The sequence below is a fragment of the Sneathiella sp. HT1-7 genome, from assembly GCF_020731145.1.
In the GTDB taxonomy this organism is placed as follows: Bacteria; Pseudomonadota; Alphaproteobacteria; order Sneathiellales; family Sneathiellaceae; genus Sneathiella.
In genome coordinates this window covers 129,473-155,266 of the sequence record NZ_JAJFZN010000003.1, presented here as the reverse complement: position 1 = coordinate 155,266, position 25,794 = coordinate 129,473, and the positions used below count along the sequence as shown (strand labels likewise).

The 25,794-nt window shown below is 51.2% G+C and carries 24 protein-coding genes; 4 read left to right on the top strand and 20 right to left on the bottom strand.

The window, feature by feature from the left end; translation table 11 throughout:
• Nucleotides 1–3: 3 nt before the first annotated feature.
• The 8 genes from LKE13_RS10470 to LKE13_RS10435 form a co-directional block, all read right to left on the bottom strand.
• On the bottom strand, nucleotides 4–522 hold the full coding sequence (locus tag LKE13_RS10470; RefSeq protein WP_227951037.1) for a tripartite tricarboxylate transporter TctB family protein: 519 nt from the start codon (nucleotides 520–522) through the stop codon (nucleotides 4–6).
• Nucleotides 519–2,036: a tripartite tricarboxylate transporter permease gene (locus LKE13_RS10465; RefSeq protein ID WP_227951035.1), complete on the bottom strand. Its 1,518-nt coding sequence runs from the start codon at nucleotides 2,034–2,036 to the stop codon at nucleotides 519–521. The genes LKE13_RS10470 and LKE13_RS10465 overlap by 4 nt, the downstream gene beginning before the upstream one ends.
• A gap of 107 nt (nucleotides 2,037–2,143) precedes the next feature.
• Nucleotides 2,144–3,145: a Bug family tripartite tricarboxylate transporter substrate binding protein gene (locus LKE13_RS10460; RefSeq protein WP_227951032.1), complete on the bottom strand. Its 1,002-nt coding sequence runs from the start codon at nucleotides 3,143–3,145 to the stop codon at nucleotides 2,144–2,146.
• Between the two features lie 289 nt (nucleotides 3,146–3,434).
• Nucleotides 3,435–4,202 carry an ABC transporter ATP-binding protein gene (locus LKE13_RS10455; RefSeq protein ID WP_227951030.1) on the bottom strand — a complete coding sequence of 256 codons (768 nt, stop codon included), beginning with the start codon at nucleotides 4,200–4,202 and terminating at the stop codon, nucleotides 3,435–3,437.
• A 111-nt stretch (nucleotides 4,203–4,313) separates the two neighbouring features.
• Nucleotides 4,314–5,189: a GNAT family N-acetyltransferase gene (locus tag LKE13_RS10450; protein WP_227951028.1), complete on the bottom strand. Its 876-nt coding sequence runs from the start codon at nucleotides 5,187–5,189 to the stop codon at nucleotides 4,314–4,316.
• Nucleotides 5,186–6,586: an amidase gene (locus tag LKE13_RS10445; protein WP_227951026.1), complete on the bottom strand. Its 1,401-nt coding sequence runs from the start codon at nucleotides 6,584–6,586 to the stop codon at nucleotides 5,186–5,188. Before LKE13_RS10445 ends, LKE13_RS10450 begins: the two co-directional genes overlap by 4 nt.
• 16 nt (nucleotides 6,587–6,602) lie before the next feature.
• Nucleotides 6,603–7,331 carry an ABC transporter permease gene (locus tag LKE13_RS10440; RefSeq protein ID WP_415776526.1) on the bottom strand — a complete coding sequence of 243 codons (729 nt, stop codon included), beginning with the start codon at nucleotides 7,329–7,331 and terminating at the stop codon, nucleotides 6,603–6,605.
• A gap of 270 nt (nucleotides 7,332–7,601) precedes the next feature.
• Nucleotides 7,602–8,273 (bottom strand): TetR/AcrR family transcriptional regulator, encoded by a 672-nt coding sequence (locus tag LKE13_RS10435; RefSeq protein WP_227951022.1) that lies wholly within the window; start codon nucleotides 8,271–8,273, stop codon nucleotides 7,602–7,604.
• 175 nt (nucleotides 8,274–8,448) lie between these two features.
• On the opposite strand from LKE13_RS10435, the gene LKE13_RS10430 reads away from it, so the two are divergent.
• The 4 genes from LKE13_RS10430 to LKE13_RS10415 all read left to right on the top strand — a co-directional run bounded on the left by LKE13_RS10430 (nucleotide 8,449) and on the right by LKE13_RS10415 (nucleotide 12,157).
• On the top strand, nucleotides 8,449–9,444 hold the full coding sequence (locus LKE13_RS10430) for an ABC transporter substrate-binding protein (RefSeq protein ID WP_227951020.1): 996 nt from the start codon (nucleotides 8,449–8,451) through the stop codon (nucleotides 9,442–9,444).
• A gap of 197 nt (nucleotides 9,445–9,641) precedes the next feature.
• Nucleotides 9,642–10,091 carry a PAS domain-containing protein gene (locus tag LKE13_RS10425; RefSeq protein ID WP_227951018.1) on the top strand — a complete coding sequence of 150 codons (450 nt, stop codon included), beginning with the start codon at nucleotides 9,642–9,644 and terminating at the stop codon, nucleotides 10,089–10,091.
• Between the two features lie 216 nt (nucleotides 10,092–10,307).
• A complete protein-coding gene (gene nfsB / locus LKE13_RS10420) occupies nucleotides 10,308–11,006 on the top strand; it encodes an oxygen-insensitive NAD(P)H nitroreductase (protein WP_227951016.1) in 699 nt (232 codons plus the stop codon).
• Nucleotides 11,007–11,260: 254 nt separating this feature from the next.
• A complete protein-coding gene (locus LKE13_RS10415) occupies nucleotides 11,261–12,157 on the top strand; it encodes a DMT family transporter (RefSeq protein WP_227951014.1) in 897 nt (298 codons plus the stop codon).
• A gap of 18 nt (nucleotides 12,158–12,175) precedes the next feature.
• Here the strand turns inward: LKE13_RS10415 and LKE13_RS10410 are convergent, their stop codons facing one another.
• From LKE13_RS10410 to LKE13_RS10355, 12 genes are all read right to left on the bottom strand, one after another.
• The gene (locus tag LKE13_RS10410; RefSeq protein WP_227951012.1) at nucleotides 12,176–12,652 is read right to left on the bottom strand and encodes a c-type cytochrome; all 477 of its coding nucleotides are present in this window, start codon (nucleotides 12,650–12,652) and stop codon (nucleotides 12,176–12,178) included.
• A gap of 30 nt (nucleotides 12,653–12,682) precedes the next feature.
• Nucleotides 12,683–13,261 (bottom strand): ferritin-like domain-containing protein, encoded by a 579-nt coding sequence (locus tag LKE13_RS10405; protein ID WP_227951010.1) that lies wholly within the window; start codon nucleotides 13,259–13,261, stop codon nucleotides 12,683–12,685.
• 34 nt (nucleotides 13,262–13,295) lie between these two features.
• Nucleotides 13,296–13,976: an RNA polymerase sigma factor gene (locus LKE13_RS10400; protein ID WP_227951008.1), complete on the bottom strand. Its 681-nt coding sequence runs from the start codon at nucleotides 13,974–13,976 to the stop codon at nucleotides 13,296–13,298.
• 160 nt (nucleotides 13,977–14,136) lie between these two features.
• Nucleotides 14,137–14,961 carry a carbon-nitrogen hydrolase family protein gene (locus tag LKE13_RS10395; RefSeq protein ID WP_227951006.1) on the bottom strand — a complete coding sequence of 275 codons (825 nt, stop codon included), beginning with the start codon at nucleotides 14,959–14,961 and terminating at the stop codon, nucleotides 14,137–14,139.
• A 30-nt stretch (nucleotides 14,962–14,991) separates the two neighbouring features.
• Entirely contained in the window at nucleotides 14,992–16,461 is a 1,470-nt protein-coding gene (locus LKE13_RS10390) for a sugar ABC transporter ATP-binding protein (RefSeq protein ID WP_227951004.1), read from the bottom strand.
• Nucleotides 16,462–16,490: 29 nt separating this feature from the next.
• A complete protein-coding gene (locus LKE13_RS10385) occupies nucleotides 16,491–17,543 on the bottom strand; it encodes a substrate-binding domain-containing protein (protein WP_227951002.1) in 1,053 nt (350 codons plus the stop codon).
• Between the two features lie 35 nt (nucleotides 17,544–17,578).
• Nucleotides 17,579–18,556 carry an ABC transporter permease gene (locus LKE13_RS10380; protein WP_227951000.1) on the bottom strand — a complete coding sequence of 326 codons (978 nt, stop codon included), beginning with the start codon at nucleotides 18,554–18,556 and terminating at the stop codon, nucleotides 17,579–17,581.
• The gene (locus tag LKE13_RS10375; RefSeq protein WP_227950998.1) at nucleotides 18,553–19,497 is read right to left on the bottom strand and encodes an ABC transporter permease; all 945 of its coding nucleotides are present in this window, start codon (nucleotides 19,495–19,497) and stop codon (nucleotides 18,553–18,555) included. Before LKE13_RS10375 ends, LKE13_RS10380 begins: the two co-directional genes overlap by 4 nt.
• Nucleotides 19,490–20,113 (bottom strand): cysteine hydrolase family protein, encoded by a 624-nt coding sequence (locus LKE13_RS10370; protein ID WP_227950996.1) that lies wholly within the window; start codon nucleotides 20,111–20,113, stop codon nucleotides 19,490–19,492. The genes LKE13_RS10375 and LKE13_RS10370 overlap by 8 nt, the downstream gene beginning before the upstream one ends.
• Nucleotides 20,114–20,391: 278 nt before the next feature.
• On the bottom strand, nucleotides 20,392–23,598 hold the full coding sequence (locus LKE13_RS10365; protein WP_227950994.1) for an error-prone DNA polymerase: 3,207 nt from the start codon (nucleotides 23,596–23,598) through the stop codon (nucleotides 20,392–20,394).
• 3 nt (nucleotides 23,599–23,601) lie between these two features.
• A complete protein-coding gene (locus tag LKE13_RS10360; protein WP_227950992.1) occupies nucleotides 23,602–25,107 on the bottom strand; it encodes a Y-family DNA polymerase in 1,506 nt (501 codons plus the stop codon).
• Entirely contained in the window at nucleotides 25,064–25,729 is a 666-nt protein-coding gene (locus LKE13_RS10355; RefSeq protein ID WP_227950990.1) for an ImuA family protein, read from the bottom strand. The genes LKE13_RS10360 and LKE13_RS10355 overlap by 44 nt, the downstream gene beginning before the upstream one ends.
• Between the last annotated feature and the right edge of the window lie 65 nt (nucleotides 25,730–25,794).

The following is a 25,794-nucleotide window of genomic DNA, read 5'->3' as shown; positions in this document are numbered from 1 at the left end:
GATTCAGCCTCCCGGCAGTCGGACAAAAAACAAGTCCTGAAATACATAATTGATGACGAGACCGGCAATGATGGCAAGGACAAGCGCGGTTAGCAGTTTCATACGGCTCGGCAGGCCGCCATATTTCATCGCTTCCGTTGCGACGACAAATACGAATATGAAAATCGGCGTCGCAATCCAGAATGGCACATTCGGAAATAACAAGATCGCATAGCCCATTGTTATAACTACGGTTACGGCGGTTCGCATGACCATGGCGGAACCAAGCCAGCGGCGCACTCCATCTTTGTTCAGGCTGAGCTTCCACCCCCCACGCCGTATGGACCGCACAAGAATAGCGAGGCCCGCAATAGTCAGGAACAGCCCCAGAAATCCCGGTACAATTCCCGGTACCGTGTAGGAGTTGACATTGAGATTTTCGAGCCTTGGAAGGCGCAAGCTTTCCACAACAATCCCGATACCGAATAACGTCAGAACGATTGAGGAGATAAAATCCGCCTTGTTCATGGCTGGCTGGCTCATTGGATCCCTCCCTCAGTTTTCTGTTTGAAAAGACGGCCTAGCAGATTTCGGATTGAGGGCATCGTCAGCAAGATAAAGAGAAGCGCAGATATCCAAAGCACCATACTGATCGGCCGATTAAAGAACTGAATAAGTTCGCCATCAGACAATACAAGACCGCGCCGCAGACTCTTGTCCAGAATATCGCCGAGAACAATCCCGAGAATAAGCGGCGCCATCGGATATTTCAGTTCCCGAAGGATAAAGCCGAAGACACCGAAGAACAGCATCACCCAAACATCGAACGTCCGACTGGCTATAGCAAAAGCACCAACGGTACAGAGGACAAAGATGATCGGCATCAGGCGCTCTCGCGTCACTTTGAGGACCATCACAAGTGGCCGGGTCAGCAGCAGCCCGAGAACACCCATCGCAATCGTCGCCAAAAACACCATGGCCACAACGGAATAAACAAAGCCCGGAGATTCGATCATGATCAGTGGTCCGGGGCGAATGCCATGAATAATCATCGCCGCCAGCAAAACAGCGGCCGGTGCAGAGCCAGGTACAGCCAATGTCAAAACCGGAATGAGTGCGCCCGGAACTGCGGCGTTATTCCCGGACTCAGCTGCAAGCAACCCTTCAACCGAGCCTTTACCAAACTCTTCTTTGTTTTTGGATGATTGCCGGGCCGCCGCGTAGGACGCCCAGGATCCCATATCTTCACCAACACCGGGAATCAAACCCATAAGAGTCCCGATTAGGCCTGAGCGAATGGCGGTAAATTTATATTTGTAAGCGTCGCGGATACCGGACCAGACACTGTCCGATTTTGCCCGGACAGCTTCATAGGCTTCGTGGCGCATAACCGTCAAAATCTCCGCAAGGCCGAACGCCCCCACCATAGCGGGAAGCAATCCAATCCCCCCGGAGAGATCCGTCGAGCCATAAGAGAAGCGCGGGACGGCATATATGCCTTCCTGCCCAATTGTTGCGATGAAGAGTCCAAGGAAACCCGCAATCCAACCCTTAATCGGATCATCAAGCGAAGTAAGCTGGCCGGATATAAGAACGCCAAATACCGCTAGCCAGAAAAATTCAAACGCCCCGAAAGACAACGCAAATTCTGCAAGGACTGGCGCAATAACTGCCAGAGCCATCATGCCGATCAAACCGCCAAAGACTGACCCGGTTGTTGCAATGGCCATCGCCGACCCCGCCTTGCCCGATCGAGCCAGTGGAAATCCGTCAAGCGCGGTCGCCGCATTCGCGGGCGTACCAGGGATATTCAGCAAAATGGCGCTCCGGCTCCCGCCATAAATCGCGCCAACATACATGCAAACTAGAATAAGGATTGCCTGATCCGCTTCCATTTTGAACGTCAATGTCGTCAGCAACGCAACACCGAGGGTGGCAGTTAAACCCGGCAACATGCCGACGATAATGCCGAGCAGCGTCGCCCATACAACATCGACGGCTGACCAGCTCGTCAGGATGGAAGCAACGGAGTTTGCAAAGGATATGAGGCCGTCCATAAATTAACTTTCCTGATCCAATGCCCTGCTCCCGGCAGGGTCAAAAGGCAAGCCCAAGCATTCCCTTGACGCACTCAGCGCCAAGGGGGATGCCAAAGGATCAAACGCTATGGGCGTTTAAAACCGTATTTAGTTGGATCATTCTTTGTCTTACCGCCATCGAACAGCAGGAAGACATTCTGCGTCAGGGCCGGACTAACAGCCTCAAGAGCCGCATCACCTGAAGACGGATCAAGTATCGCGCCCCGGTTTGCAGCATATTCCGCCATTGCATCGGACTTGGCGATGGCGTTCGCCCATACCTTGTCCATGGTTTCAAGAACGTTGGCCGGAACGTCAGCAGGCGTCCAGATACCAAAGTAGTTGTTAGCCGTCTTGATGTCCGGCACCCACTGCTTGATGGACGGAATTTCACCATATCCTTCAATGACAAGTGGTTTGTCGGCGAGCACTGCAAGCGGGACAATACGGCCAGCACGGATCATTTCCGCCTGCTCGGATGCGAGCTGCGTCGTCAGCTTGGTTTCACCAGAAACTGCCGCCAGTACTGCCGGTTTACCACCGTCATAGCTCACATGCTTGTACTTACCGCCAGCCGTTTGGGCAATTGATTCCATGGCGTTATGACCACCGGAAGTTACACCGGCTGTTGCGACTGAAACGCTATCCGGATCGGATTTCATTGCAGCGAGCACGTCACCAAAGTCTTTATATCCTGAATCGGGGTTTGCGCCGACGACAGCAACATTGGCGATATGCAGATAAAGTTTCCAATCGGTTACCGGAACGTCGAGCATGCCAAGAACCTGATAGGCACCAAGGTCAATGGCGGCCCCTGCGGCCCAAGTCAGGCCATCATGATCTGCCTGCCATGCGTTTGTCGTCCCAACGGAACCCGCGGCGCCAGGCTGATTGACAATAACAACAGTCTGGCCCAGCGCATCTTCAAGTTCGCCCGCAAGAACGCGTGTAACGCTATCGGTTGAACCACCCGCAGACCATGGCACGATGATTGTTACCGGTTTGTCCGGTTTCCAAGAATACTCTTCTGCTGTTGCTGGCGCAGCAAACAAGGCCACAGCAGCAAGCATCGATATGATGAATTTCATTTTATTATCTCCCTGTAGGAATAAGTAACCTGCTGGATACTTAAGAAAAGATATTGATAATACATCGCGCTTGTCAAGAATCCTTTTTCACGGGGAATATCGCTCTGATTTAAAAGGATTCAGTGCCGATTGATACCGATCATCGAGGAGAAGAGTTTCTATATAATCAGCACTTTGATACGAATCGAAACTGATTTTACCGCAAGGGCTGAAGCGGCGTGAACAGCACTTTCGAGGAAGTCATATACAAAAGTCTAATGCACCTCTGAAAGGAGAGGAATAAATTGCACTATTCAACACCAAGCAGATCGTAAATTTTCCGGGTATAGGTGCCGAATTGCGGTTCCGTCTTGATCGCCAAATGTCGCGGCACATCGAGTTCAATTGGAAAATAGGAGGCCATCCGCGCCGGTCCCGCCGTTAGAACCGCGCAATGAGTGCCAAGAAAAACAGCTTCCTGGATGCTATGGGTGACGAACAAAACGGTCTTTCCTGATTTTCGCCAGATCTGATGCAGCTCCGTATTCATTTTTTCGCGCGTCAACGCATCAAGTGCGCCAAACGGTTCATCCATCAGGACAATTTCCGGATCATGCACTAAGGATCGGGCAATTGCCGCTCTTTGTTGCATGCCACCCGAAAGTTCATAGGGATACACATCCTCAAACCCTCGCAGACCCACCATTTCGAGCAGGTCTTTCGCCCTCCCTCGCGCCTCTTTCATTGGTAGCCCAAGGATTTCAGCGGGCAAGAGAACATTATCGATAATCTTCCGCCATTTCAGCAGCAATGCCTGCTGAAACACCATGCCAATATCCCGGCTTCGATCTATCGGGCGCGTTGCATTGCCAATCTCGATTGATCCGCCCTCGACCGGAATAAGGTCGGCAATAATTTTCAGGATTGTAGATTTACCGCAGCCGGACGGCCCCACCAAAGAGATAAAGTCACCCGTATTGATCTTCATACTGACATCGGAGACGGCAATCGTTTCCTTTTCCTTGGTGCGGTATATTTTCTTGATACCGGAAAGGCTAATTATCGTATCCGTAGTCATGCTTTCTGCTTTCAATTCAAGATCATATAAAATCTGAGCGAAAAATTTCCCGTCCTAAAAACCACGGGTAATCTTCCAACTGTTTCGCATTTTCCACCAAAAACCCACCAGTCACCCCAGTTCCGGCCCCGCGGCGGCAAAGGCATGAGACGCCTTCCCTAATGGTGTGACCGGTCCGCGTGTCATTCGGGTGAAGCCGCGCTGCGCCTTGAAGCCGCGAGCCGCCAAATGGCTTGCAAACTCCAGCTGTGCATCAAAGGCATCAATCGTCACCGTGCCGGAGAGGGAAGATAACGCCGCATCAAGAAGGTTGGCCGCGATAGTGCCGTTTTCTGCGGAAATCGGGCCAATCTGGGTCACGCCCCGCCCTTCTCGCCCAAGCAGAATTCCATTCTGATTTTTATCGACGAAAGCTGGCCCGCGCATCATCAAATTGCCGACTATAGACGGTCGACACGCCCCAAACACCTCAGCATCATAATCCGAAATCCAAATCAGATCGTCAGCTCTTGCCTGGCAATCCTCTTCTTCCTTGACCGCAGTTATAGCTTCGCATCGCCACCGGGTGATACCAAGCTGATCAGAGAACCCCATCTTTGAATATACCGCACGACCATCCGGGGTTGCATCCAACAACGGCGTAATCCCTTGCTCTTCAAGCCAATTGCAGCAGTTTTCGACTAATTTCGTCGCCAAACCTTTTCGCTGCCAATCCTTTGTCACCAAAATCATGCTAACCCAACCGATTTTGTCATCCATAGGCAAGGCAACGCCTGAAGCGATGGGCACTCCCGTCTTATCGCGAAATCCAACGCAAGACCCGGTCGTCATCATCAGAGCCCAATCGTCGGACACTTGCGTCCACCCCGCCTCTTCCGATAAGGCAAGGACAGCCGCCATGTCATCGAGCGTCAAGGTGCCGAACTGTAAGGTCTCTAGATCATTCATATGGGCGACTATCTGTAAGTACCATGGTCCATTCGTCACATTCCATAGCCTGGCCTGAATTCATCCCAAGGTAATATTTTCTCAAACAGTCTTGCCGCCTGTAGGACACGCGTATCTGCAAACTGCGGCCCGACGATCTGCATCCCGATTGGCATCCCGCTCGAAGAAAAACCACAAGGGATAGAAGCCGCTGGCTGACGCGTTAAATTGAAAGGTGACGTGAAGGGTATCCAGTCATACCGACCACCGCCTTCCGGGGCATCAAGTTCCGCAGGAAACGCCTGAGCGGAAATCGCAGGCGACAGCAAAATATCATAAGTTTCGTGGAACTCCGCCATGTGACGATGCAGCGCCGCACGCTCTATCTCGGCATCAAAATGTTCTGCAAGGCCCGCACCGCGCGCGGCTTCAATTTCAGCAGCAATCTGCGGATCAACTTTCGCAAGGCCCTCGGGCCCGAGATGCCGAAAGGCATAATCAGCGAACCCACGCTTCAAACGCTCCAACATATCAATCGGGCTGTCCATCACCTTGTCCAGCACATCTATCCGCGCGCCACTATCCGAAAGCCTGTCTACGGCGGCACGGACAGTGCCCTCAACTTCCGCATCGACATCCGCATACCCCAGAGTAGGGCTATAGGCGATACGAAGTGTTGAGAGATCACCCTCTTCAATCAGGTCTTCATAAGACACTGGATCATAGGGCAAGCTGCCAAAATCCCTTGGGTCAGGGCGGGAAATCACGCTCAGCATCATCGCGGCATCGCCAACCGTTCGGGTAATCGGACCAAACCCGGCAAGACTTGCGTAAGGCGTTGGTGGAAACATCGGGACACGCCCACCGCTTGGTTTATGGCCGAACACACCGCAGAGACTGGCCGGAATTCTGATGGATCCGCCTGCATCCGTGGCAAGCGCCAGCGGCGCCAGACCAGAGGCCACCGCAGCAGCGGCTCCACCACTCGACCCACCCGGCGTAAGCGCAGGATTCCACGGGTTTCGGGTGATGCCGGTCAAGGCACTGTTCGTGACCGGCTTTGAGGCAAACTCCGGTGTTGTTGTCTTGCCGAAAATCACGGCCCCGGCCTCCCGCAGCCGCGCTACGGCCGGTCCATCGACATCCCAAGGCTGATCAGGATCGATAGTCAATGAGCCCCGCAATGTTGGCCAGCCTTTTGTCAGGATAATATCCTTTACCGAGACTGGAATTCCATCAATAGCGCTTAACGGTTCACCCACTGCCCACCTTTTCTCCGATGCCTGGGCGGCCGTCATTGCGGCCTCTTGATCGAGAACGCAAAAAGCGTTGAGGATCGGCTCCAGTTTTTCAATTCGCGAGAATAGATTTTCCACAACATCTATAGGCGAAAGCTCACCTGTAGAAAAAGATTTCGAAAGGTTTTGCGCAGATTTAAAAGCGAGTTCTTCTGTCATACGTCGATCCTTGACCTTAGGACTGATTATCCAGTCGGGCATCGCTTGGGACAAAAATATACTCAAGCAGAGTGACAATCCCAAAAAGACTAATTCCCAGTACGCTGAGCAAAATTACCGCCATGAACATGGCCGCGGTATCCAATGTTGATTGCACCTGTATCATCAAATACCCAAGGCCCTGACTTGAGGCCACGAATTCGCCCACAATCGCCCCCGCAAGCGCGAGGATCGCGCCAACCTTCATGGAGGAGAAAATATACGGCATGGCGCCCGGTAGCTGGATTTTGCGAAAGATCTGCCAGCGCGTTCCTTTAAGCGCCCGAACCAGATCAAGGAGATCAGGTTCCACCTCCCTGAGACCGCGCCCGGAGGTGATCAAGATCGGGAAGAATGACAGGATAAACGCAAAGAATATGTTCGTCCCGATCCCATATCCAAACCAGACAATTAGAAGCGGGCCCAACGCAATTTTCGGGATCATGCTGAACGTCACGAACAGAGGAAACAGGGTTGTCTGCAAACTTCGAAACCAGGAAAACATAAGCGCAAGCATGACACCAACAACTACCGCCAGACAGTATCCTGCCAAAATCTCCCATGCCGTAATGAATGTATTATTTGCCCATTGATACTGTGGCTGAGTTAGGGTCGCAAAAGTCTCCCCCGGGGATGGCAGGATCAGCTTGTGAACAAAGCCAGACGCCGTCACTGCATACCAAAGCACCAGGACGAGGATATGCATGAATGCCACAATGGAATATCTTGGCAGATTGGAAACAAACAGCGGCCATTGTTTGCCAAACCGGGAGCGAGTAGGTTGACGACTGATCACACTATCATCGGCATCCGGATTCGTGCTTGCGCTTTGTGTTTGTTCGCCCATACATACTTCCTATGCCAAACCTGAATATCATCCAAACAGTTGGTTGATTATTGAACATAAAAATATCTGCTGTCAATAACGGAACGACGAGCGCACTGTCAATTTTCAAGCCGCGTCTGCCGCAGACGGTTACTTGATAATCGCGTCCGTTATTAACTTCACAACATGCGCTTTCCGCTCGGAGATATTCTCGCGCGTGTCAAGCTTATGGCCAAAAATGGCAGACAATGTATACATATTACTAAAATAGAAGAAGCCGAGGGCTGCAATGGAAATATAGAGCTGCTCGGGATTTTGTCCGCTTCGAAACAAGCCCTCTTTCTCCCCTCGTTCCAGGATCTGGCCAATTGCGACGATCAATGGCGAATGTAAGGTTTCCAGATCCGCTATATCTTTCATATGCCTGCCCTTGTGGACATTCTCATCAATCAAAATAGGCGCAAAATCCCGGTTCTTTGCCGTATAATCAAAAGAAAATTCAACCAGCTTTTGTAAGGCTTCAAGCGGGGGAAGCGTATCGAGCTTTAACGCCTGTTCGCGCTCGCGGATATCCTGATAAATGCTTTCAAGTACATGCCGGTAGAGCTCATCCTTATTCCCGAAATGATGGTAAACTAGTTGCTTGTTCACCCCTGCCCTCTTCGCAATCTCGTCAACGCGCGCGCCCTCAAATCCACGATTGGCGAATTCCTTCCGACCGGCCGCCAGTAGCTTTTTTCGCGTCGCGCCCGGAACACGTTTTTTTGGCTGTGTTTCACTTGCCAATGGCTTGCCATTCTGCTTCGTCGAGACTCTACCCATATTCCCTCTAACCAACCAACCAGTTGGATATATATTGACTTATATTATGACATAGATAACATTATTGCACGATCTGACAACTTATATCGACCGCAGAAATTATAATTGATCGCGGCTGGCGGCTAAAGATTAATTAGCAAAAGTCGATATTTATTTCAATTTACAGGAGAGAGTCATGAAGAAGCTTTTAGGAACCTGGATTGCCGGTTTCGCCCTGTTGGGCCTATCCACGACCGCCGGCTTTGCTAAAGAGGCAAACCTCATTCTTAATTGGACACCTGGTGCGGACCATGCACCAATTTATTATGCGCTTGATCAAGGTTGGTATGCCGATGCCGGAGTTGATTTGCAGGTAAATAGTGGCAAGGGGTCCGGTCTTGCGGCGCAGACAGTTGGCACAGGTTCCTCTGAATTCGGGATTGCCGAATTGGGAACCGCCTTTGTTGCGAAAGCGAAAGGCGCCGACCTCACTGCAATTATGGTGCTCTACGCCAACTCTCCACTGACCCTCTACTGGAAGAAATCTTCCGGCATAAAGGGCCCCAAGGATTTTGCGGGCCGCACATTAGGGAACCCTCCGGGTGATGCCGCGCGCGTCCTCTGGCCGGCCTTTGCCAAGGCTGTCGGACTGGAGGATGGGGCCGTCAGCTTTGTTAATCTGGCACCGCCTGCGAAGAACCCTTCCCTCGCGGCAGACCGCGTTGATATCATCAGTGAGTTCTACAACGGTCATGACGCAAAAGTAAGCGCCTTTGGGGATGATCTTGATTTCCTTCGCTGGAGTGAATATGGCATTAACCCGTACGGCAACTCTTTCATCGTCAACACGGCCTATATGAAAGAAAACCCGGAAGTCGTCGCGAAATTTGTTGAAGTCACCCAACGTGCTTACGCTGAATGTGTGAAGAACCCGGACCCATGCGTCAAGTCGATCATGGATGCCGCCAGCGGTCTCGATAAAAAAGCTATGGAAGATCAATGGACACGCGTTAAGGAACTCATGGCTGACGAAACTACCACAACAGAGGGACTTGGCTTCTTCAGTGGAGATCGTATTCAAAAAACATATGATCTGATTGATACCTATTTCGGCGTCGAGAAGCCGTTCAATCCGGCGGAATCCTATACGAACGAATATCTTGATAAAAACATCAAGATGACCGCTCAGTAAAAAACACAAGCGGTTCAACGATTGAAGGCCAGCCGGATTATATTTGGCTGGCCTTTCTTTTTATCTAAAGGCGATCTTAAAGGGCTGCATCAACATCGATCAACCATAGTGATGCCGTATCCCTTGCAAATCGCGTAGAAAGCGCGCAAAAAAAGGAAATAAAGTCTAATCATTCTCTTGCTTTTCGGGTATCCCACATGGATCTTCAAAATTTTTCTGAAACGCTTGTTCAAAATATTTCAGACGCAATCGTTGTCTCCGATGCAAACGGCATCATTAAATTCTGGAATTCTGGCGCGGAAAGGATATTCGGGTTTTCCTCCGCCGAAGCAGTTGGTCAGTCGCTTGATATTATCATCCCACCAAACCTGCGCAAACGACATTGGGATGGATATTCGGAAACAATGGAAACCGGAAAAACCAAATATGGCGCAGGAGACCTCCTTTCAGTTCCGGCGATCCGAAAGGACGGACAACGCATTTCAACCCAATTCTCAATCCTGGGCCTGTCGGATTCATCTGGCAGCCTGACGGCAGTTGCCGCCATCATGCGGGACGTCACTGAAGACTATGAGGAACGAAAGGAGCTCCTGAAATCGCTCGCGAAATGTAAGAAGGCGCTTTTGGATAAATCTGGCAGCTCATAAATCAAATCCTTAATTTAATAATTTAACCAGTTAATTTATTAAAACCGAAGGTAAAACAAATTAGTTTCAAGAGACCTTTCTTTTATCAGACGCCGATCGTTTGCTAAAATGGACGTATTCTTTTAACTGACAAAAGAATGATTTTTAAAATCAGCAGATAGTTTCGCCGCACGGCAATGACTAGGTTCCCGTTATCAAACGAAAGGAACCCGTATCATGACCATTCAAAATATCAACACTCTTGCGCCAGCTTTCGATATCACACATTTCTCTAAGAACAGGCACACGACGAAGGCCTTTGACCCTTCGAAAAAAATCTCTGATGAAAACGTTAAAAAAATCAAGGAATTACTGCGCTTCAGCCCATCAAGCACAAACGCACAGCCTTGGCATTTCATTCTCGCCTCGACCGAAGAAGGAAAGGAAAGAATTGCTAAAGCGACAGACCGACTTTTTCCGTTCAACCGTAATTCAATAGTAAACGCGTCCCACGTTGTGGTGTTTAGCAGCCGCCTGTCCATAGAAGAAGAATTTCTACAGAAAGTGCTTGTGCAGGAAGAAAAAGACGGCCGTTTCGCAGGTGATCCGGAGACATTCAAATCGCAAATGCATGCAGGACGCAGCCTGTTCGTCAATATTCACAAGCAGGATTACAAAGACGTTCAGCATTGGATGGACAAGCAGGTTTATCTGAATATCGGCCAATTCTTGCTTGGCGTGGCAACACTTGGTATAGACGCAACACCTATGGAAGGGATCGAAGCCAAGGTTCTGGACAAAGAATTTGGCTTACGTGAAAAAGGATACAGCAGTCTTGTTGTCGTGCCGGTTGGCTATCATGACACCAAAGCGGACTTCAACGCCACTCTTCCTAAATCACGCCTGCCCTATTCCGAAATCCTGACGGAAGTCTGATCCGCCGATGATATGAACTTATCTGTCTATTCGTGATATCCCTAAAGGATCTCGGGTGGGCAGGTATTCACCACTTTCTCCTACTCACTACAGGATATTTCGGACAGCGATTGAAAAACAATTTATTATAGCGCTCGTTCGCCTAAAACCATCTCGGATTAAAGCGACAGTTCCTTACACAGGCAGAGCGTCCCGTAAGGCTTGATTGCGAATAATGATAACAATAAAGCCCAGTTATTCGGGAGTTCAATTCAGTGTCAGCACCCAACATTAGTTCTATCCCTAAAAGTAACCTGACGGGAATTATGTGGATGCTGTTGTACACGCTTGCAATGACAGGCATGCACTCGGGTGTGCGTCATATCTCGGAGACTATTCATCCGTTTGAAGCTGCGTTTTTCCGTCTGGTTTTTGGGCTGCTCGCGCTCGCGCCGTTTTTCTATCGGCATGGACTTAGCGTGTTAAATACAAAGCGTTTACCGATGCTATGCCTCCGCGGTGTGATCAATGCGGTCTGTATGTTGGGCTTCTTTTTCGCTCTCTCAATTGGCCCCTTGGCGCAGGTAACAGCCCTTGGATTTTCCGCAACTCTCTTCGGAATTATTCTGGCTGTCATTATTTTTAAGGAAAAGGTGGGGCTGAACCGCTGGGCCGCCATCTTTGTCGGATTTGTCGGCACGATCGTAATCATACGTCCGGGATTTGCCCATGTCGGAATTGAGAGCATCGTAACCCTTGGCGCTGCGTTTGGCTGGGCCGTTTGCATGATGATCATCAAGGATCTGGGACGTACCGAATCCGCGGCAACGATAACGGCCTATATGTCTCTGGTTATGGCACCGATCGTCTTGATACCTGCTTTATTCGTCTGGACCACACCCACGCTCTATGATTTAGCTTGGCTCGTGGCAATCGGCATTATGGGCGGCATCGGACAACTCGCGATGGCCAATGCCCTCAAATTTGGAGAGGCGCAAGTAGTCCTCCCCGTCGAGTTTTCCCGACTTGTCTGGATATCCATCATTGCCTTTTTTGCTTTTGGCGAAGTCCCGGGGATCTATTTATGGATTGGCGGTGGCATGATTATTGCCGCAACAACCTATATCACCATCCGCGAAGGCCAGATAAAAAAGAGGGGCGATAACAACTGATAACAACTGATAACCTTCCTACTTTACGCCAGCGGAAAAACCCGGCGCAGATGACAAAGATTTCAGATACTCAATAATCGCATTCCTTTCATTGGTCTTGCCCAAACGAAATCCCATCGACGTGCCTTTGGCGAAGGCCGTTGGGTTCACCAGCCAGTCATTGAGTGTTTCGTCTGTCCAAATCACATCAAGATTCTTTAGTGCCTTGCTATATTTAAAATTGGCAACCACGCCAGCTTTGCGGCCATAGACATCCCGATGCCGGGGGCCGATCCGGTTATTGTCGAGAGAATGGCACCCCCCGCAACGGCGCTTGTACAGCTTTTCTCCTACGCCAACCAATTTTTCGGAGACAACGTAAGGGGGGACGCTGTCTCCTTGCGATGTCACTTGTGTTTTATCCATGCCGATAGAATTGATAGCGTCTTTTGCTAACGCGCTACCGGATATCAGAACTGCACAGAATAACACGATGACATACAATGGGGTTTTCATGAGTAGATATAGCTTTCACGAAGATAAGGTTTAGCCAAACATCAACGCTGCTTTGGGGATCGGCTGGCCAAGTGCGTTTGCCAAAATGGCTGCATGGAACGCTTCATCTCCAGCCATTTGGGCGGCGACCTGGTGATAATCCGGTCCAAGAGAGGGGATCAGCCCGAGATATGCATTGGCCGCCCCAGTCTCCAATGCTAATGCAAGACGTAAAACATCTGCCTGATTTTTAAGAGTTGAGGCCTTCAGCTCTTGTGCATAGGCACCGAGTGATTTTTCCTCTGCCGGAGTTCCACCCAGCATTTCAACGGCCTTCACAAGAACATCTCGATGCCCCTTATGATGGCCCTGAAACGTCACACCGATATCAACAACGGCAGGGTCCAGCAGGCCACTAGTGGCTGCAATCTGATACGCAGCAATGCCTTCATGCTCTAGCGCAATGGCGGCATTCAGAATTTTAATATCCTGCGAAGCATCGGTGGTGGTGGCGGTCGCCGACCGTATATTGCCGCCGACAACCATGGCAAGCGCCGTCGCCGACAATGTTTTTCCGGTTTTTCCCAGAAATGCGCGTCGTGAAGACAGAATCATACTGTTATTTGGCATCGAAATACTCCTCGTTAAGGGGGGGTGGGTGAACTTAGATATTCAGGGCGGCCAGAACACGATTGGTCATGGCATCGCAATCGGCACCAGCGAAGGAAATCGCATCCACGGCGACGGTCTCGAACTTGAGTTCCAGATGCTCGCGTAATTCACGGCGGGCCCTGAAAAGCCGTGATTTAACCGTTGCTTCCTTTATCTGTAGCGCGTCGGCTGTTTCGGCTACAGACATCCCTTCAATATCACGCAGGACGAATACAGAGCGGAATTCGTCAGGCAGGCGGGCAATGACGGTTTTCAAAAGCTCAGAAAACTGCTTTCGCAACAGTTCTGTTTCCGGAGATAGCCGGCCTGACTGCGATTCATATCGTGCCTGATATTCTTCCAAGATGGCGACATCCTGCTGTAAATACTCGCTATGGCGACGTTTAATTGCTCGTTGGCGGTCAATTGCTGCGTTGTAAACAATACGGGTGAGCCAGGTTGACAGGCTGGAGTTGCCGCTGAATGTTTCGAGAGAATTAAACGCTTTCAAATACGCCTCCTGGACCACCTCTTCCGCATCTGCATGATTGCGCAGGACACTCCATGCCGTTCGAAACAAACGCTGATTATTGCGCGTGGTAATTGTTCGCACTGCATGCGGGTTTCGGGCCGCCGCATATCGTGCGAGCTCGACGTCATCCATCATTTCAATTACTGCAAGTTTCTGGGGCATATTAATCATTCCTTTTTGCCCTGTTAGACGACAGGCAAACAGAAAGGTTCCCGGAATTTACAGTCTAGGTGAAATGCCCCGCCTGATCGACAGAGTTTTTACTGGGGATCTGCTACGCGTTGGCTGGTGTCAGAAGATCGGTCTGCACTTGCCCAATCTATTAGTCATAGAGTTCCGGTCGCCGGTCTTGCCGGTAGGTCGCGACGGAGCGCCACTTCTCAATATCCTCAGCCTTAAAGTCGAGATCCGCGATAGCGATGCCTTCCCCGTTCGGGATAGATGCAAGGATATGGCCCGACGGCGCAATGATGCAGGAATGGCCGAGGCTATCAAAGCCCATCTCCGTTCCTGTGCGATTGGCCATGGCAACGATCACCCCATTCTCCAGAGCTCTTGTGGCGGCCATACCTTGTGTCGTAACGCCGCTCCAGCCCCAAACATCCCGTTGGTAGGCGTCACTGATCCAGTTTGTACTATTGATGATGATCTCTGCACCCCGGTTGACGAGAGTGCGAAAATAATCCGGGAAAATCATGTCATAGCAAATTGTCATCCCAATCCGCCCCAAGTCTGTATCGACAACAGTCGGCGTATTTCCAAGCTCGTAGGAGAGCCGCTCCGCCGAGAATAGATGAGCCTTGTAATATGTCGCCAATCGTTTCCCGGTGGGTGAAAATAAAACCTGTGCATTATAGAACTTCCCGCCATCCTCAACGACGGTGCCGATGGCCATGTGAATGCCCGACTTTGCCGCTATCCTGGAGAGTTCTTGATCTGTGGGTCCGTCCTTGGGCTCTGCAAGATGGGCAAGATCATCGGAGATAAAGTATCCTGTTGTTGCACATTCGGGGAATATCGCCAGATCGACATTCTGTTCTCCCGCTGTCTCGGCAAATCGGCCTATTTTACGCAAATTTGCCCCTATATCTCCAACGGCACAGTCCATTTGCACGACAGCCAGTTTCAACTTGATATCCTCAGTCATTTCGGAGCCTTTGTATAATAGTCACTATATTCAATTTAGCGTACCGGTGGCCGCCTGAAGCACTTTCTCTTCCGTCAGTTGGCTGGTTGGCAAATCTTCTACGATGTCGCCTTCATGGAGAACGAGCAAGCGATGTGCGGCCGCAAACAATTCCTTCATCTCGGATGAAATAAAAATAATTGCTACCCCCTGCTGGGCAAGTTCGACCAGCAGCTGATAAATCTCTTCCTTCGCCCCAACATCAACCCCTCGTGTTGGCTCGTCACATATAAGCACTGATGGATTACACATGAGCGCCCGGCCAAAAATCGCCTTCTGCTGATTTCCACCACTCAAGGTGCTTATCGGGACATCGACAGAACTCGCGACCAGATGCAATCGATCAAGTATCTTTGTGCCAGCTTTCTTTTCATTTCCCTGACGCAAAAAACCAAAGGATGTAAATCTTTCCAGTGCCGACGCAGTTGTATTTTTAAGAACAGACAGATTGGCAAAAAGACCGTCATGTTTCCTGTTTTCGGTCAGATAAACAATACCTTGCTGAATGGCATCCTGCGGAGATCCGGGATTGACTTTCTCCCCATGCAGGAGGATGTCCATATCGTTATTTTCCTCTATACCGATGAGCTTGCGCGCAAGACGGGTCCGACCAGCGCCAACGAGTCCGGCAACACCGAGTATCTCGCCCTTTACGACCGTGAAACCACGACGTTTGTCTTTGAAACTAACCTCAAAGATTGGCTCTCCTGAATCAGCCGTAGAGAGCCCTGAGGACTGCTCGATATCATGGCCGATCATCATGCGAATGATATCCGCAGGTAAAATATCCGCTGTCTGCACCGTATCAATTTTCTTTCCGTCCCGCAGGACGGTCACCCGATCAGAGATTGAGAATATCTCCTCCATTCGGTGAGACACATACAGGATCAGCATGCCCTGCTGTTTCAGTTGTTCGATGATACGGAAGAGGTTTTCCTGTTCGGGTATCGACAATACAGCCGTTGGCTCATCGAGGATGAGAATACGGGACTCAACCGAGAGCGCCCGTGCGATTTCAACCAATTGCAAATTGGCAACCGTCAAGTTCTCAACCAGAGCTTTTTCATCCAATTCAAGGTGATATTTATCGAGTATTGCGCGCGCATCGGCGTACATTCTCTTATGGCTCAAGATGCCGGATTTTCCGCAAGGCTCTCGCCCCAAAAATATATTCTGCGCGACAGTCAGTTGAGGTATTGAGCTGAATTCCTGATAAACGGTACTGACGCCGCAACTGACGGCAATGCCAGGAGTTGAAAGCTGTACAGCCTGGCCATCAATTATTATTTCGCCATCTGTCGGACGGTAAACGCCAGATAGCAGATTCATTAGTGTACTTTTTCCGGCCCCATTCGCACCAACTAGAGCGTGGACTTCCCCTGCCTTGGCAGAAAAATCCACGCTCTCAAGTGCTAACACACCAGGGAATCGCTTCGTCAATCCTTTGATTTCAAGCAACATTGCTGCCCCTCAGTGTGAATTTGATAGAGTTATTTCGGTTTCCATTCTTCCGGCAGCTCACTGGCCCACCAGTCATCCGGACGATCCGCTTCCGCATATGCACCTGCTGCGCCGGGAGAAATATACTCTGATGGAACCTTCATGCCCTTGCGCACACTTTCACCGCGCAAGATACGCATGCCAAGACGAAGTGCTTCCTGACCTGCCCGTGTCGGGAAGGTAACGGCGCCGCCCTGGTTATGATCGCGAACCCATTTCAGCCAACCGTTATATTCATCGCCCGGTGACATCACAACTTCACCAAGCCGGCCGGCTTCATCGAACGCTTCAGCCACGCCGATAGACATCTGTCCAGCGGGAGAGAAGACACCGTCAATTTCAGGATATTTCTGCAGCAGGTTTTCCGTAATCTGCTTCGCTTTCGCCCGGTTCCAATCGCCATATTCCGCGCTCAGCAATTCGATACCCGGATACTCTTTCATAACCGCTTCAAGTGCGGCGAGCTGATCGACAGCCGCCGTTGTTCCGGCGATTGGGAGCATGGCAAAAATCTTGCCCTTACCACCCATATCCTGAAACAACCGACGGGCAACCATCTCACCCAGATTCCACTGATCAATAAAGACACTCGCCGTAACGGAAGGACTGTCGACAAAGCCACCGCCAGTGTTAATTGTCGGGATTCCTTTATCTTTTGCTTTTTTGAGGGCCCCTTCAATCGCCTTGTCATCAACGGGCCAATAGAGGATCAGGTCCACGCCTTTGCTGATCAGATCTTCGATGTCCGCAACCTGTTTCGTCGGGTTGAAGGCCGCGTCCGTAACGAGCACTTCGGTTATTTCGTCGTGAAGAGAGGCTTCATACCTGATGTGCTGAAGCGTGAACACAACCCAGGAGTTCCCCATATAACCGGCGGCAACACCGATTTTAAGTGGTCCTTCTTTCTTGTAAGCAGACGTGTCGACCATTTCCGCCGCCCGCTTCTCCTGCATAACCCGGGCATCATCAGCAGCCACCGCCAGACCGGTCCATAATCCGATCAAAACCAAGGTGCTTCCGACAAATGTAATAAGTTTTCTCATTGCCTTCCCCTTATTGTGTTGTGTGCATTGCATACCTAACGCACTTTCTTGAAATAAATGTATGCTGAAGATGCAATAATGATTATCGCACCCTTGACAATAAGCTGGGCGTTGTAATCAAGCCCAACGATGTTTACTAAATTGAACGCAATCAACAGTACAAAAACTGCGGCAATCGTGCCGCCAATTCCCCCGCGCCCTCCCTGAAATGTCGTGCCGCCAAGAATGACCGCCGCGAGCACGTCGAACTCCAGCCCCCGACCGGCGAAAGTACTGGAAACACCTGAGCGCGCGAGAAGCGCAATCCCCGCCATAGCCCCCATCAAACCAGAAAGGGCATAGGCGGTGATGGTTATTTTTCTGACGGGTAGTCCAGAGAGTTCCGCAGCCAGAGGATTGCTTCCGATGAGATAGAGGTTGCGACAGAACTTTGTTGTTTGCTGTAGTCTCACGCCCACCAAAGCAAGGCCCAGAAAAGTGAGCGCAAGGACAGGAACAATACCGCCAATCCTGTAATTAAAGAATTCGCGAAAACCAGGAGAGACAATCCCCCGTGCGGTGCCGCCCGAATAAATTTGCGTAATACCCATGACCACCACTGCCATCCCGAGTGTAAGGATAAAGGGAGAAACGCGATTATAAGCGATCAGGGTTCCGTTGATCCCACCAATAATGGCACCGGTGGCGAGTGCGACTGTTACCGCGAGGGGGATATTCGCGACATGGCCATCCATCAGGACCGCCGTTAGAACAGCCGTGAGCGAAATAACGGCACCGACCGACAAATCAACACCGCCGAGGATCATGACCAATGTCACACCGATGGCGGCAATCCCGACCGGTGCCGCCTGACGGACGACGTTGAAAATATAGACGGGGCGAAGAAACGCATCAGATAATAGGGCCGCAACAATAAACAGCAGCGCAAGAACTACCCAGATTGCGTTGGAGCTTGCCCACCGCCAGAGCTTGATCTGAATTCCGTCGACGTCGCCTCCCATTCTATCACTCATGATGCGACGATCCTTTTTGGCTGATTTAGAAGGATAGCGATCACAACGATCAGGCCTTTGACAAATATCTGAACAAAGGAAGATATTTCCATCAAATTCAGGATATTACTGGCGACGCCCAAAACAAAAACTGCTGCGATGGTTCCAAGAATGCTACCACGTCCACCCGCGAGGGATGTCCCACCGAGGACGACGGCGACAATGGCATCAAGTTCATACCCAACTCCGGCGTTGGGATAACCCGTACCAAGTCGCCCCGCGACAAGCATACCCGCGACGCCCGCGGACAATCCGGAGAAAATGAAAGCCCAAACCTTGACACGCCCCGTCAGAATACCCGCGCGACGCGCCTGTTCTTCTCCCCCGCCAACAGCGAATATATGCGCGCCAAGGCGTGTTCTATGGAGAAGGAATGAGACAAGGACCGCAACAAAAATCAGTAAGATAATCGCAAAAGGCACGCCCAAAACCGTTCCATTTGCCATCCAGGAAAATTCAGGGGACGTCTGCCCCACACTTCTGTCTGTATAGACGAAGATCAACCCTTGCAGGATACTCAGCATCCCGAACGTCAGGATGAGCGGATGAATACGCAACAGGTTATTGAGCAAGCCATTGATCATTCCAACACCGCCGCCCAGACCGAGAGCAGCAAGGATAGCAACAACCGTCATACTTGACTGACCTTGCATTATATCGGCAGCAATAACGACAATAAGCCCGAGCAGCATGCCGACGGACAGATCAATGAGACCCGCAATAATCACAACCGTCTGACCGATCGCAAGGATCGCCAGCGGCGCGGACTGTATGGCAATATTGGTAAGATTGTTTATCGTCCCGAACTCCGGCACGAAAATAAACGCGAAAAATACGGTCAACCCCAGCAGGACAATAATGCCATATTTACTGCTCAGGATAGAAGTCAGCGGATTACGCATGTTTCATCCGCGTCAATATATCGTCGGAGCTAGTGACCCAGCCAAATTTCATCGCGAAATTTTCCAGGGTTGCGGCATGTAGATTTGGCGCAAAAGATGAAACAGCATCCGCGACCATGATTGTCTTGAAGCCGTGATGAAAGGATTCCCGGGCTGTTTCCTCAACGCATATCTGCGTGACCGTACCGGTGACAATAACCGTTTCTATTTCCAGCGCATGGAGCATATCCGCCAAGGCTGTGCCATGAAACGCGCCATAGCCGAATTTTTCGATAATGTGATCCCCGTTTTCAGGGTAAATTTCACTGATGATATCGGCGCAGTCGAGGGATTCGTTGCGGTCTTCATAAAGCCGCTGATGCCCTTTCCAGCAGCATTTTGTCTCCTCCTCACACTCGGGTGACCAATTCCAGAGTAGCGATCTATAAGGTGTGGAAAGAAATTTGGTGTAAAAAACCGGGCGTTTCGCGGCGCGAAATATGGAAATGAGCGATTGGTGCTGCGCGATTGTTTTGCGGGCATCGGGTACTTCCAAAGGCGCCCCGGGCCGCACAAAATCATTCTGCATATCCACGATTAACAAAGCCGGATTGTCTATTTCAAGCAATGGTGCCACTACTCTCCCCTCCGCATTGAAGTCGCCATTTTCTGAGGCGGTTTTAACCAGATAACTAGATCAAAATGACAGATTATTTACTGAAGAATACCGAAATATGTCGTTTGCATTCCTTTTTAGATCCGCCGTTCGCGCCGCATTCCAAGCCCCCATGAATTGACTTACCCAAGTCACAAAACTAAATATTAGCCAGAACCTTGTCAATAGTAACCAACTGGTTAGTTGATAAAAATTTAGGATGTATGCCGCACCTCGGAAGGCACCGACATTTTTCTCGATTAATGAAAATCCCGGGAAGGAAACAGGGCCTTTGTCATATCACGGGGATGCTTATGCAGACTCACCGCGCTGCCTTTAATGGGAGTCGCTTTGGACAGTTTTTTGAGGAAATTCTCATCATCCAGGCTTTCCAGATAGTAAGAATAATCCATAATGTGATCCGCAATCAGATGAGTAACGATATCTTTGCGTTCAAGCACCCCGGATATCTTAACCAACCGCCCGGTCATCACCGCCCGCCGGAAGCGTTCAAAAACTTTTTGCCAGACAACAACATTTATGCTGCCTTCCTCATCTTCAAGGGTCATGAACACCACCCCCTTCGACGTACCCGGTCGCTGACGGGCAAGGACAAGCCCCGCCACGCTCACGCGCTGCTTATGGGAGACTGACAGCAGGGATTTGGATTGCGCTGTGCCCGGAAACTGCGGGCGGAGAAGTTTGAGCGGATGATCCCGCAAGCTGAGGCGAAGAGAACGGTAATCCTGCAGAACATTTTCACCGACATGCATTTTAGGTAAAGTGGCATCCGGATCGAGCCCCTGCTCATCTTCTCTCGCGTAGGAAAACAAAGGCAGAGGCTTCTCGCCCTTGATCCCGCTCGCCTGCCACAGCGCTTCACGTCGATCCAGATTAAGAGAAGAAAAGGCATCCGCATTTGCTAACCGTTTGAGAGCCGCGGGTTTCACCCCGGCCCTCATCCATACATCGCGCACGGTGACATATCCATTCTGTCTCGCCGCGACGATCCAGGCCGCATCCTCCTCATTCATGCCTCTGACCTGCCGCAGTCCCAGACGCAGCATCAATCCGCCCTCCCCCGGTTCCAGAATGCTGTCCCATGCCGAGTAATTCACATCAGGTGGCTTCACCGTCACCCCATGCTCTCGGGCATCGCGAATAATCTGTGCGGGCGCATAAAATCCCATTGGCTGGGAATTCAGCAAGGCACAAGCGAAAACGTCCGGGTGATGGCATTTAATCCAGGCCGAAGCATAGACGAGCAACGCGAATGACGCCGCGTGGCTTTCCGGAAATCCATATTCGCCAAACCCTTCAATCTGCTTAAAGCACCGTTCTGCAAACTCAATGTCATAGCCATTTTTTTTCATCCCTTGAATAAACTTGTTATGGAAGGAATTGATGGTGCCCATCTTGCGGAAAGTCGCCATGGCACGGCGCAACTGATCCGCTTCCCCAGGGGTGAAGCCCCCGCCCACAATGGCAATGCGCATAGCCTGTTCCTGAAACAGGGGAACGCCGAGTGTTTTGCTCAGAACTCCTTCAAGTTCTTTTGACGGATAAACCGCTTTTTCTTCCCCATTTCTGCGGCGGATATAGGGATGCACCATATCGCCCTGAATGGGCCCGGGACGAACGATTGCCACCTCAATCACCAGATCATAAAAATTGCGCGGCTTCATTCGCGGGAGGAAAGACATCTGCGCCCGGCTTTCTACCTGAAAGACGCCGATGCTGTCGGCCTGACACAGCATATCATACACCGCGTCATCTCCTTCGGGCAGAGAGGCCAGCGTATGGGTGGCGCCATAATGGGTTTTCATCAATTCGAACGCCCGGCGAATGCAGGACAACATCCCCAGACCCAGCACATCAACCTTCAAAATCCCCAGAGTATCGATGTCATCCTTGTCCCATTCAATAACGGTACGATTTTCCATCGCCGCATTTTCGATAGGAACGATTTCATCGAGGCGAGACTTGGTGACGATAAAGCCGCCCACATGCTGAGATAAATGGCGCGGATATCCCATGATCTTCTGGCTCAACTCCGCACAAAGTGCCAGCCGCCTGTCGTCCGGATCAAGACCTGCCGCTGTTATCTGGGCACGACTTGCGCCCTGATCTGCCGTCGACCAGCCCCAGATAAGGCTTGTCATGGAGGATAAGGTATCCTGCGACAGGCCCAGCGCCTTGCCCACTTCGCGAATGGCCGAACGGGCGCGATAGCAGATCACCGTTGCCGACAAACCGGCGCGGTGGCGACCATATTTTTCATAGATATACTGGATAACTTCTTCACGACGTTCATGCTCGAAATCAACATCAATATCCGGCGGTTCGTTACGCTCAACGGAGATAAACCGCTCAAACACCATATCAAGCCGCTCCGGCGAGACGGAGGTAATGCCCAGAACATAACAGACCACCGAATTGGCGGCAGAGCCCCGCCCCTGACACAGAATTCCCTGCTCCGTTGCAAATTTCACGATGTCATAAATGGTCAGAAAGTACGGCGCATAATTTAGCTCCTTAATGACCGCCAGTTCCCGCTGGACAAGCTCTATGACCTTTTCCGGGACGCCATGAGGGAATAAATGAGCTGGGTATCGGATTGGCAGATGTTGTATAATCAACCGCTCCAGTTCCGTTTGCGGATCCTGCCCGTTTGACACCTCGTCTGGATACTCATATTTCAGTTCACCCAGCGAAAATGTAATCTGCTGGCTGATTTTCTGACTTTGACGGACCGCGTCTTCATAACCAGTGAAAAGCTCAAGCATTTCTTCGGTGCTTTTCAAATGCCGCTCGGCATTCTTCTGCAGACGCGTGCCGGCTTCATCAATAGTGCAATGCTCACGGATGCAGGTCAGGATATCCGCAATCGGGCGGCTTTCTGGGACATGCATCATGGCATGATTAGTGGCAACAACCGGCACCTTATACGCCCCGGCAATCGCGTGCAGCCGGGTCAGCTGCAACTCATCATGGCCAAGCAGCAGATTTTCTGCCGCCATATATAAAGATGGTCCCAAATGAGCTGCCCAATAGCGCAGGCATTCCTCGAAATGCTCATTGATTTCCTCTGGTGGCTGTAAGATGAAGATCATCCCCTCTGCCCATTCCAGTACATCTTCCTTATGGATGAGGCATTGGCTTTTCTCGGCCCGCCGACGCCCGCAACTGATCAGACGGCACAACCGTCCATAGGCGAGCCGGTCCGTTGGCAGCGCGACCAGACATTGCCCGTCGGACAAAAGAAGCTCCGCGCCGATAATGATCCGCTGCCCGATTTTTCTCGCCTCCGCATAGGCCCGGACAACACCCGCTAGAGAATTACGGTCCGTGATAGCAACGGCTTCCAGACCCAGCTCCTTCGCCCGGCGGACATAATCTTCCGGATGAGAAGCCCCCTCCAGAAAGGTGAAATTTGTTGTTGTATGGAGTTCAGCAAAACGGAGCATCTGTCAACTTCCCAACCCGTGAACAAACCATTGAGTCTTTTCTTCATCTGACACCCGATAGAGCCAGAGCAACGCCCCAAAATCGGCTTTTGCCCACCAGTAATCACGCCCCCCGCTCCGCCAGTCGGGATCATCCCGCCACCAGTCCGGCTCTATCCGTTCTGGCCCCGATAGTGGCGTCAAATGGCATTTCCGGCCGTGCCAGAAAACTGTTTCAGGCGCCATCTTCTCAATGCCGTCACGCAAGAGAACAGACACCGGCTTCTTCAAAATTCGAAGCGGTCGCGTGCCGGACGGTGATTGCCATTCTTCCAATCGGGAGGCGTACAGCGCGGCCACCCGGCTAAAAGTCCGCTCCGGGATATGGCTGTCGACTGGAAAGAACCGCTGAACGTACCGGGCACCGACCATGTTTGAGAGTTCATTGATCAGTTTTTCCAGATCCTGCTCCCGGTTCTGGGTTTGACTATTCTCCAATGACAATTGGTGACAGGAAAGCGGCGCCACCTGCTCTGCGACCAGAATAAGACGGTCTATGCCAAAGCCCACGTCAATCTGGTCAAAATGGTGCAAAAACAATCGCTTCAAAAGATTCACATCAATACTCGGCCGGGTGAGTTGAATGGAAAAGAACATGGTTTCATGATCCACCCGATCCAGCTGTAATTGCGATTTGCGCACCCCTTGCCGCATTCCCGACAGGCGTTGGCACAGCTTTTCAAGCATTCTTTCCAACGCCGCCTCCACCCCGGCATTTGTCGCCAGCGGGTCAAAAAACTGCTCCTCTTCAATCAACCGCTTCTTATGGCGCGCAAATTCCGTGACCTCCGCTGTCCGCCCAAAGAACCGGTCTATCCGGCACACTCCGTCCAAGCCTAGTCGACTGGTCAGGGCCACGCGGGACAGCTTGGTCAACTCTCCGATTTTTTTCAGCCCCAGTCGCTGGCAAAGCGCGGTGGACGCATAGGACAACCGCAATGCCTCGACAGGCAACTCGCGTGCCGCCCCTTCTAATCTCTCCGTCGTAATATTGCTTTTGGTGCTTCCAAAGTGAGTGAAACCCCAGGCGGCGGCCTTACTGTCCGCGAGGGCAAGTCGGGTCGTAAATCCGAAGTCCTCCAACTGTGTTTCTATTTTCTCCAGAAGAACATCTTCTCCGCCGAACAGATGGCTCGCGCCCGCAATATCGAGATATAAATTATGCCCGCCGCCCCGGGATACGCGGGGCGTGAACCGGCTGGCCCAGCGCAGCAGCCCCTGCAAACAGCGAATATCCCGCATTGGGTCCGCATCAAAATAGAGCATATCAGGTGCGGCAGCGCGCACATCGGCGAGGCTCATGCCCGGAGCGAATCCCATATTTCCAGCATTCCGGCTCAAGGCAGAGACAAAGGCACGGTTTGCTTCCCGCATGACCAGGGCAAACGGCCTCGTCGCGAGATCATGATTTTGCCGGATCAGCCGTTCACTCTCCAGAAACGGAAACCAGATGCAAATCATACGTTGCATGGTCAATCTCCACGATCCAGCGGCATGGGGAACCGCGCCGGTTCTTTACAAGATATAGCTCGATCTGCGTTTTCTCATGAGACCAATCGACGACCGTTACATACCAGCGGGTAATTGCCGACCCACAGGCGCTTTCACGCTCCGGGGAGGTTGTGCCCGTATGCGCACCCCTGGTAACAAGACCCAAGCTGTCAGTATTCTGCACGGCGATCTGAAGTTTTCGCATTTGCGTCTGGGTGAGCGGTTTTTGCACTTCAAGCAGCACGCAGCCCACCACATTCGCGGCCAACACTTCATAGGCGACCTTCAGCAAGTCCTTTGTGTCCGGCAGACAAACTGAGATAACCTCTTCCGGTTGGCCGCCGTATTGCGCCATTCCCGGCGGATAGTATTCCTCATTCGGGCTGCTGGTTGCCAACCAGAACGCTCCACCCCTTTTTTGCCGCAGGATCATTTGCGTAAAAAAAACAGCCGCAGGTCCTGTGACCTCATGCATGGCGCCAAGATCCAGCCCTCCCTGCAAAGCATCATCAATCGCGGACAGTCCGATCGGTATAAATTGACGCTCCCGCCGGCCAAGCTCCAGCGCAATAATCTGCTCTCTTAATGTTTCATACCGCATGACGTTCTCTCATATGTTCTCTTTTTGTTCTTATACAAAGTTACATACAGAGTAAAAAACTGTTG

Bases quoted from the DNA above. Each gene is read 5' to 3' on its own strand.
- LKE13_RS10470 (WP_227951037.1), bottom strand. From the start codon at position 522: ATGAGCCAGCCAGCCATGAACAAGGCGGATTTTATCTCCTCAATCGTT.
- LKE13_RS10465 (WP_227951035.1), bottom strand. From the start codon at position 2,036: ATGGACGGCCTCATATCCTTTGCAAACTCCGTTGCTTCCATCCTGACG.
- LKE13_RS10460 (WP_227951032.1), bottom strand. From the start codon at position 3,145: ATGAAATTCATCATATCGATGCTTGCTGCTGTGGCCTTGTTTGCTGCG.
- LKE13_RS10455 (WP_227951030.1), bottom strand. From the start codon at position 4,202: ATGACTACGGATACGATAATTAGCCTTTCCGGTATCAAGAAAATATAC.
- LKE13_RS10445 (WP_227951026.1), bottom strand. From the start codon at position 6,586: ATGACAGAAGAACTCGCTTTTAAATCTGCGCAAAACCTTTCGAAATCT.
- LKE13_RS10440 (WP_415776526.1), bottom strand. From the start codon at position 7,331: ATGCATATCCTCGTCCTGGTGCTTTGGTATGCAGTGACGGCGTCTGGC.
- LKE13_RS10435 (WP_227951022.1), bottom strand. From the start codon at position 8,273: ATGGGTAGAGTCTCGACGAAGCAGAATGGCAAGCCATTGGCAAGTGAA.
- LKE13_RS10430 (WP_227951020.1), top strand. From the start codon at position 8,449: ATGAAGAAGCTTTTAGGAACCTGGATTGCCGGTTTCGCCCTGTTGGGC.
- LKE13_RS10425 (WP_227951018.1), top strand. From the start codon at position 9,642: ATGGATCTTCAAAATTTTTCTGAAACGCTTGTTCAAAATATTTCAGAC.
- nfsB (WP_227951016.1), top strand. From the start codon at position 10,308: ATGACCATTCAAAATATCAACACTCTTGCGCCAGCTTTCGATATCACA.
- LKE13_RS10410 (WP_227951012.1), bottom strand. From the start codon at position 12,652: ATGAAAACCCCATTGTATGTCATCGTGTTATTCTGTGCAGTTCTGATA.
- LKE13_RS10405 (WP_227951010.1), bottom strand. From the start codon at position 13,261: ATGCCAAATAACAGTATGATTCTGTCTTCACGACGCGCATTTCTGGGA.
- LKE13_RS10400 (WP_227951008.1), bottom strand. From the start codon at position 13,976: ATGCCCCAGAAACTTGCAGTAATTGAAATGATGGATGACGTCGAGCTC.
- LKE13_RS10395 (WP_227951006.1), bottom strand. From the start codon at position 14,961: ATGACTGAGGATATCAAGTTGAAACTGGCTGTCGTGCAAATGGACTGT.
- LKE13_RS10390 (WP_227951004.1), bottom strand. From the start codon at position 16,461: ATGTTGCTTGAAATCAAAGGATTGACGAAGCGATTCCCTGGTGTGTTA.
- LKE13_RS10385 (WP_227951002.1), bottom strand. From the start codon at position 17,543: ATGAGAAAACTTATTACATTTGTCGGAAGCACCTTGGTTTTGATCGGA.
- LKE13_RS10380 (WP_227951000.1), bottom strand. From the start codon at position 18,556: ATGAGTGATAGAATGGGAGGCGACGTCGACGGAATTCAGATCAAGCTC.
- LKE13_RS10375 (WP_227950998.1), bottom strand. From the start codon at position 19,497: ATGCGTAATCCGCTGACTTCTATCCTGAGCAGTAAATATGGCATTATT.
- LKE13_RS10365 (WP_227950994.1), bottom strand. From the start codon at position 23,598: ATGCTCCGTTTTGCTGAACTCCATACAACAACAAATTTCACCTTTCTG.
- LKE13_RS10360 (WP_227950992.1), bottom strand. From the start codon at position 25,107: ATGCAACGTATGATTTGCATCTGGTTTCCGTTTCTGGAGAGTGAACGG.
- LKE13_RS10355 (WP_227950990.1), bottom strand. From the start codon at position 25,729: ATGCGGTATGAAACATTAAGAGAGCAGATTATTGCGCTGGAGCTTGGC.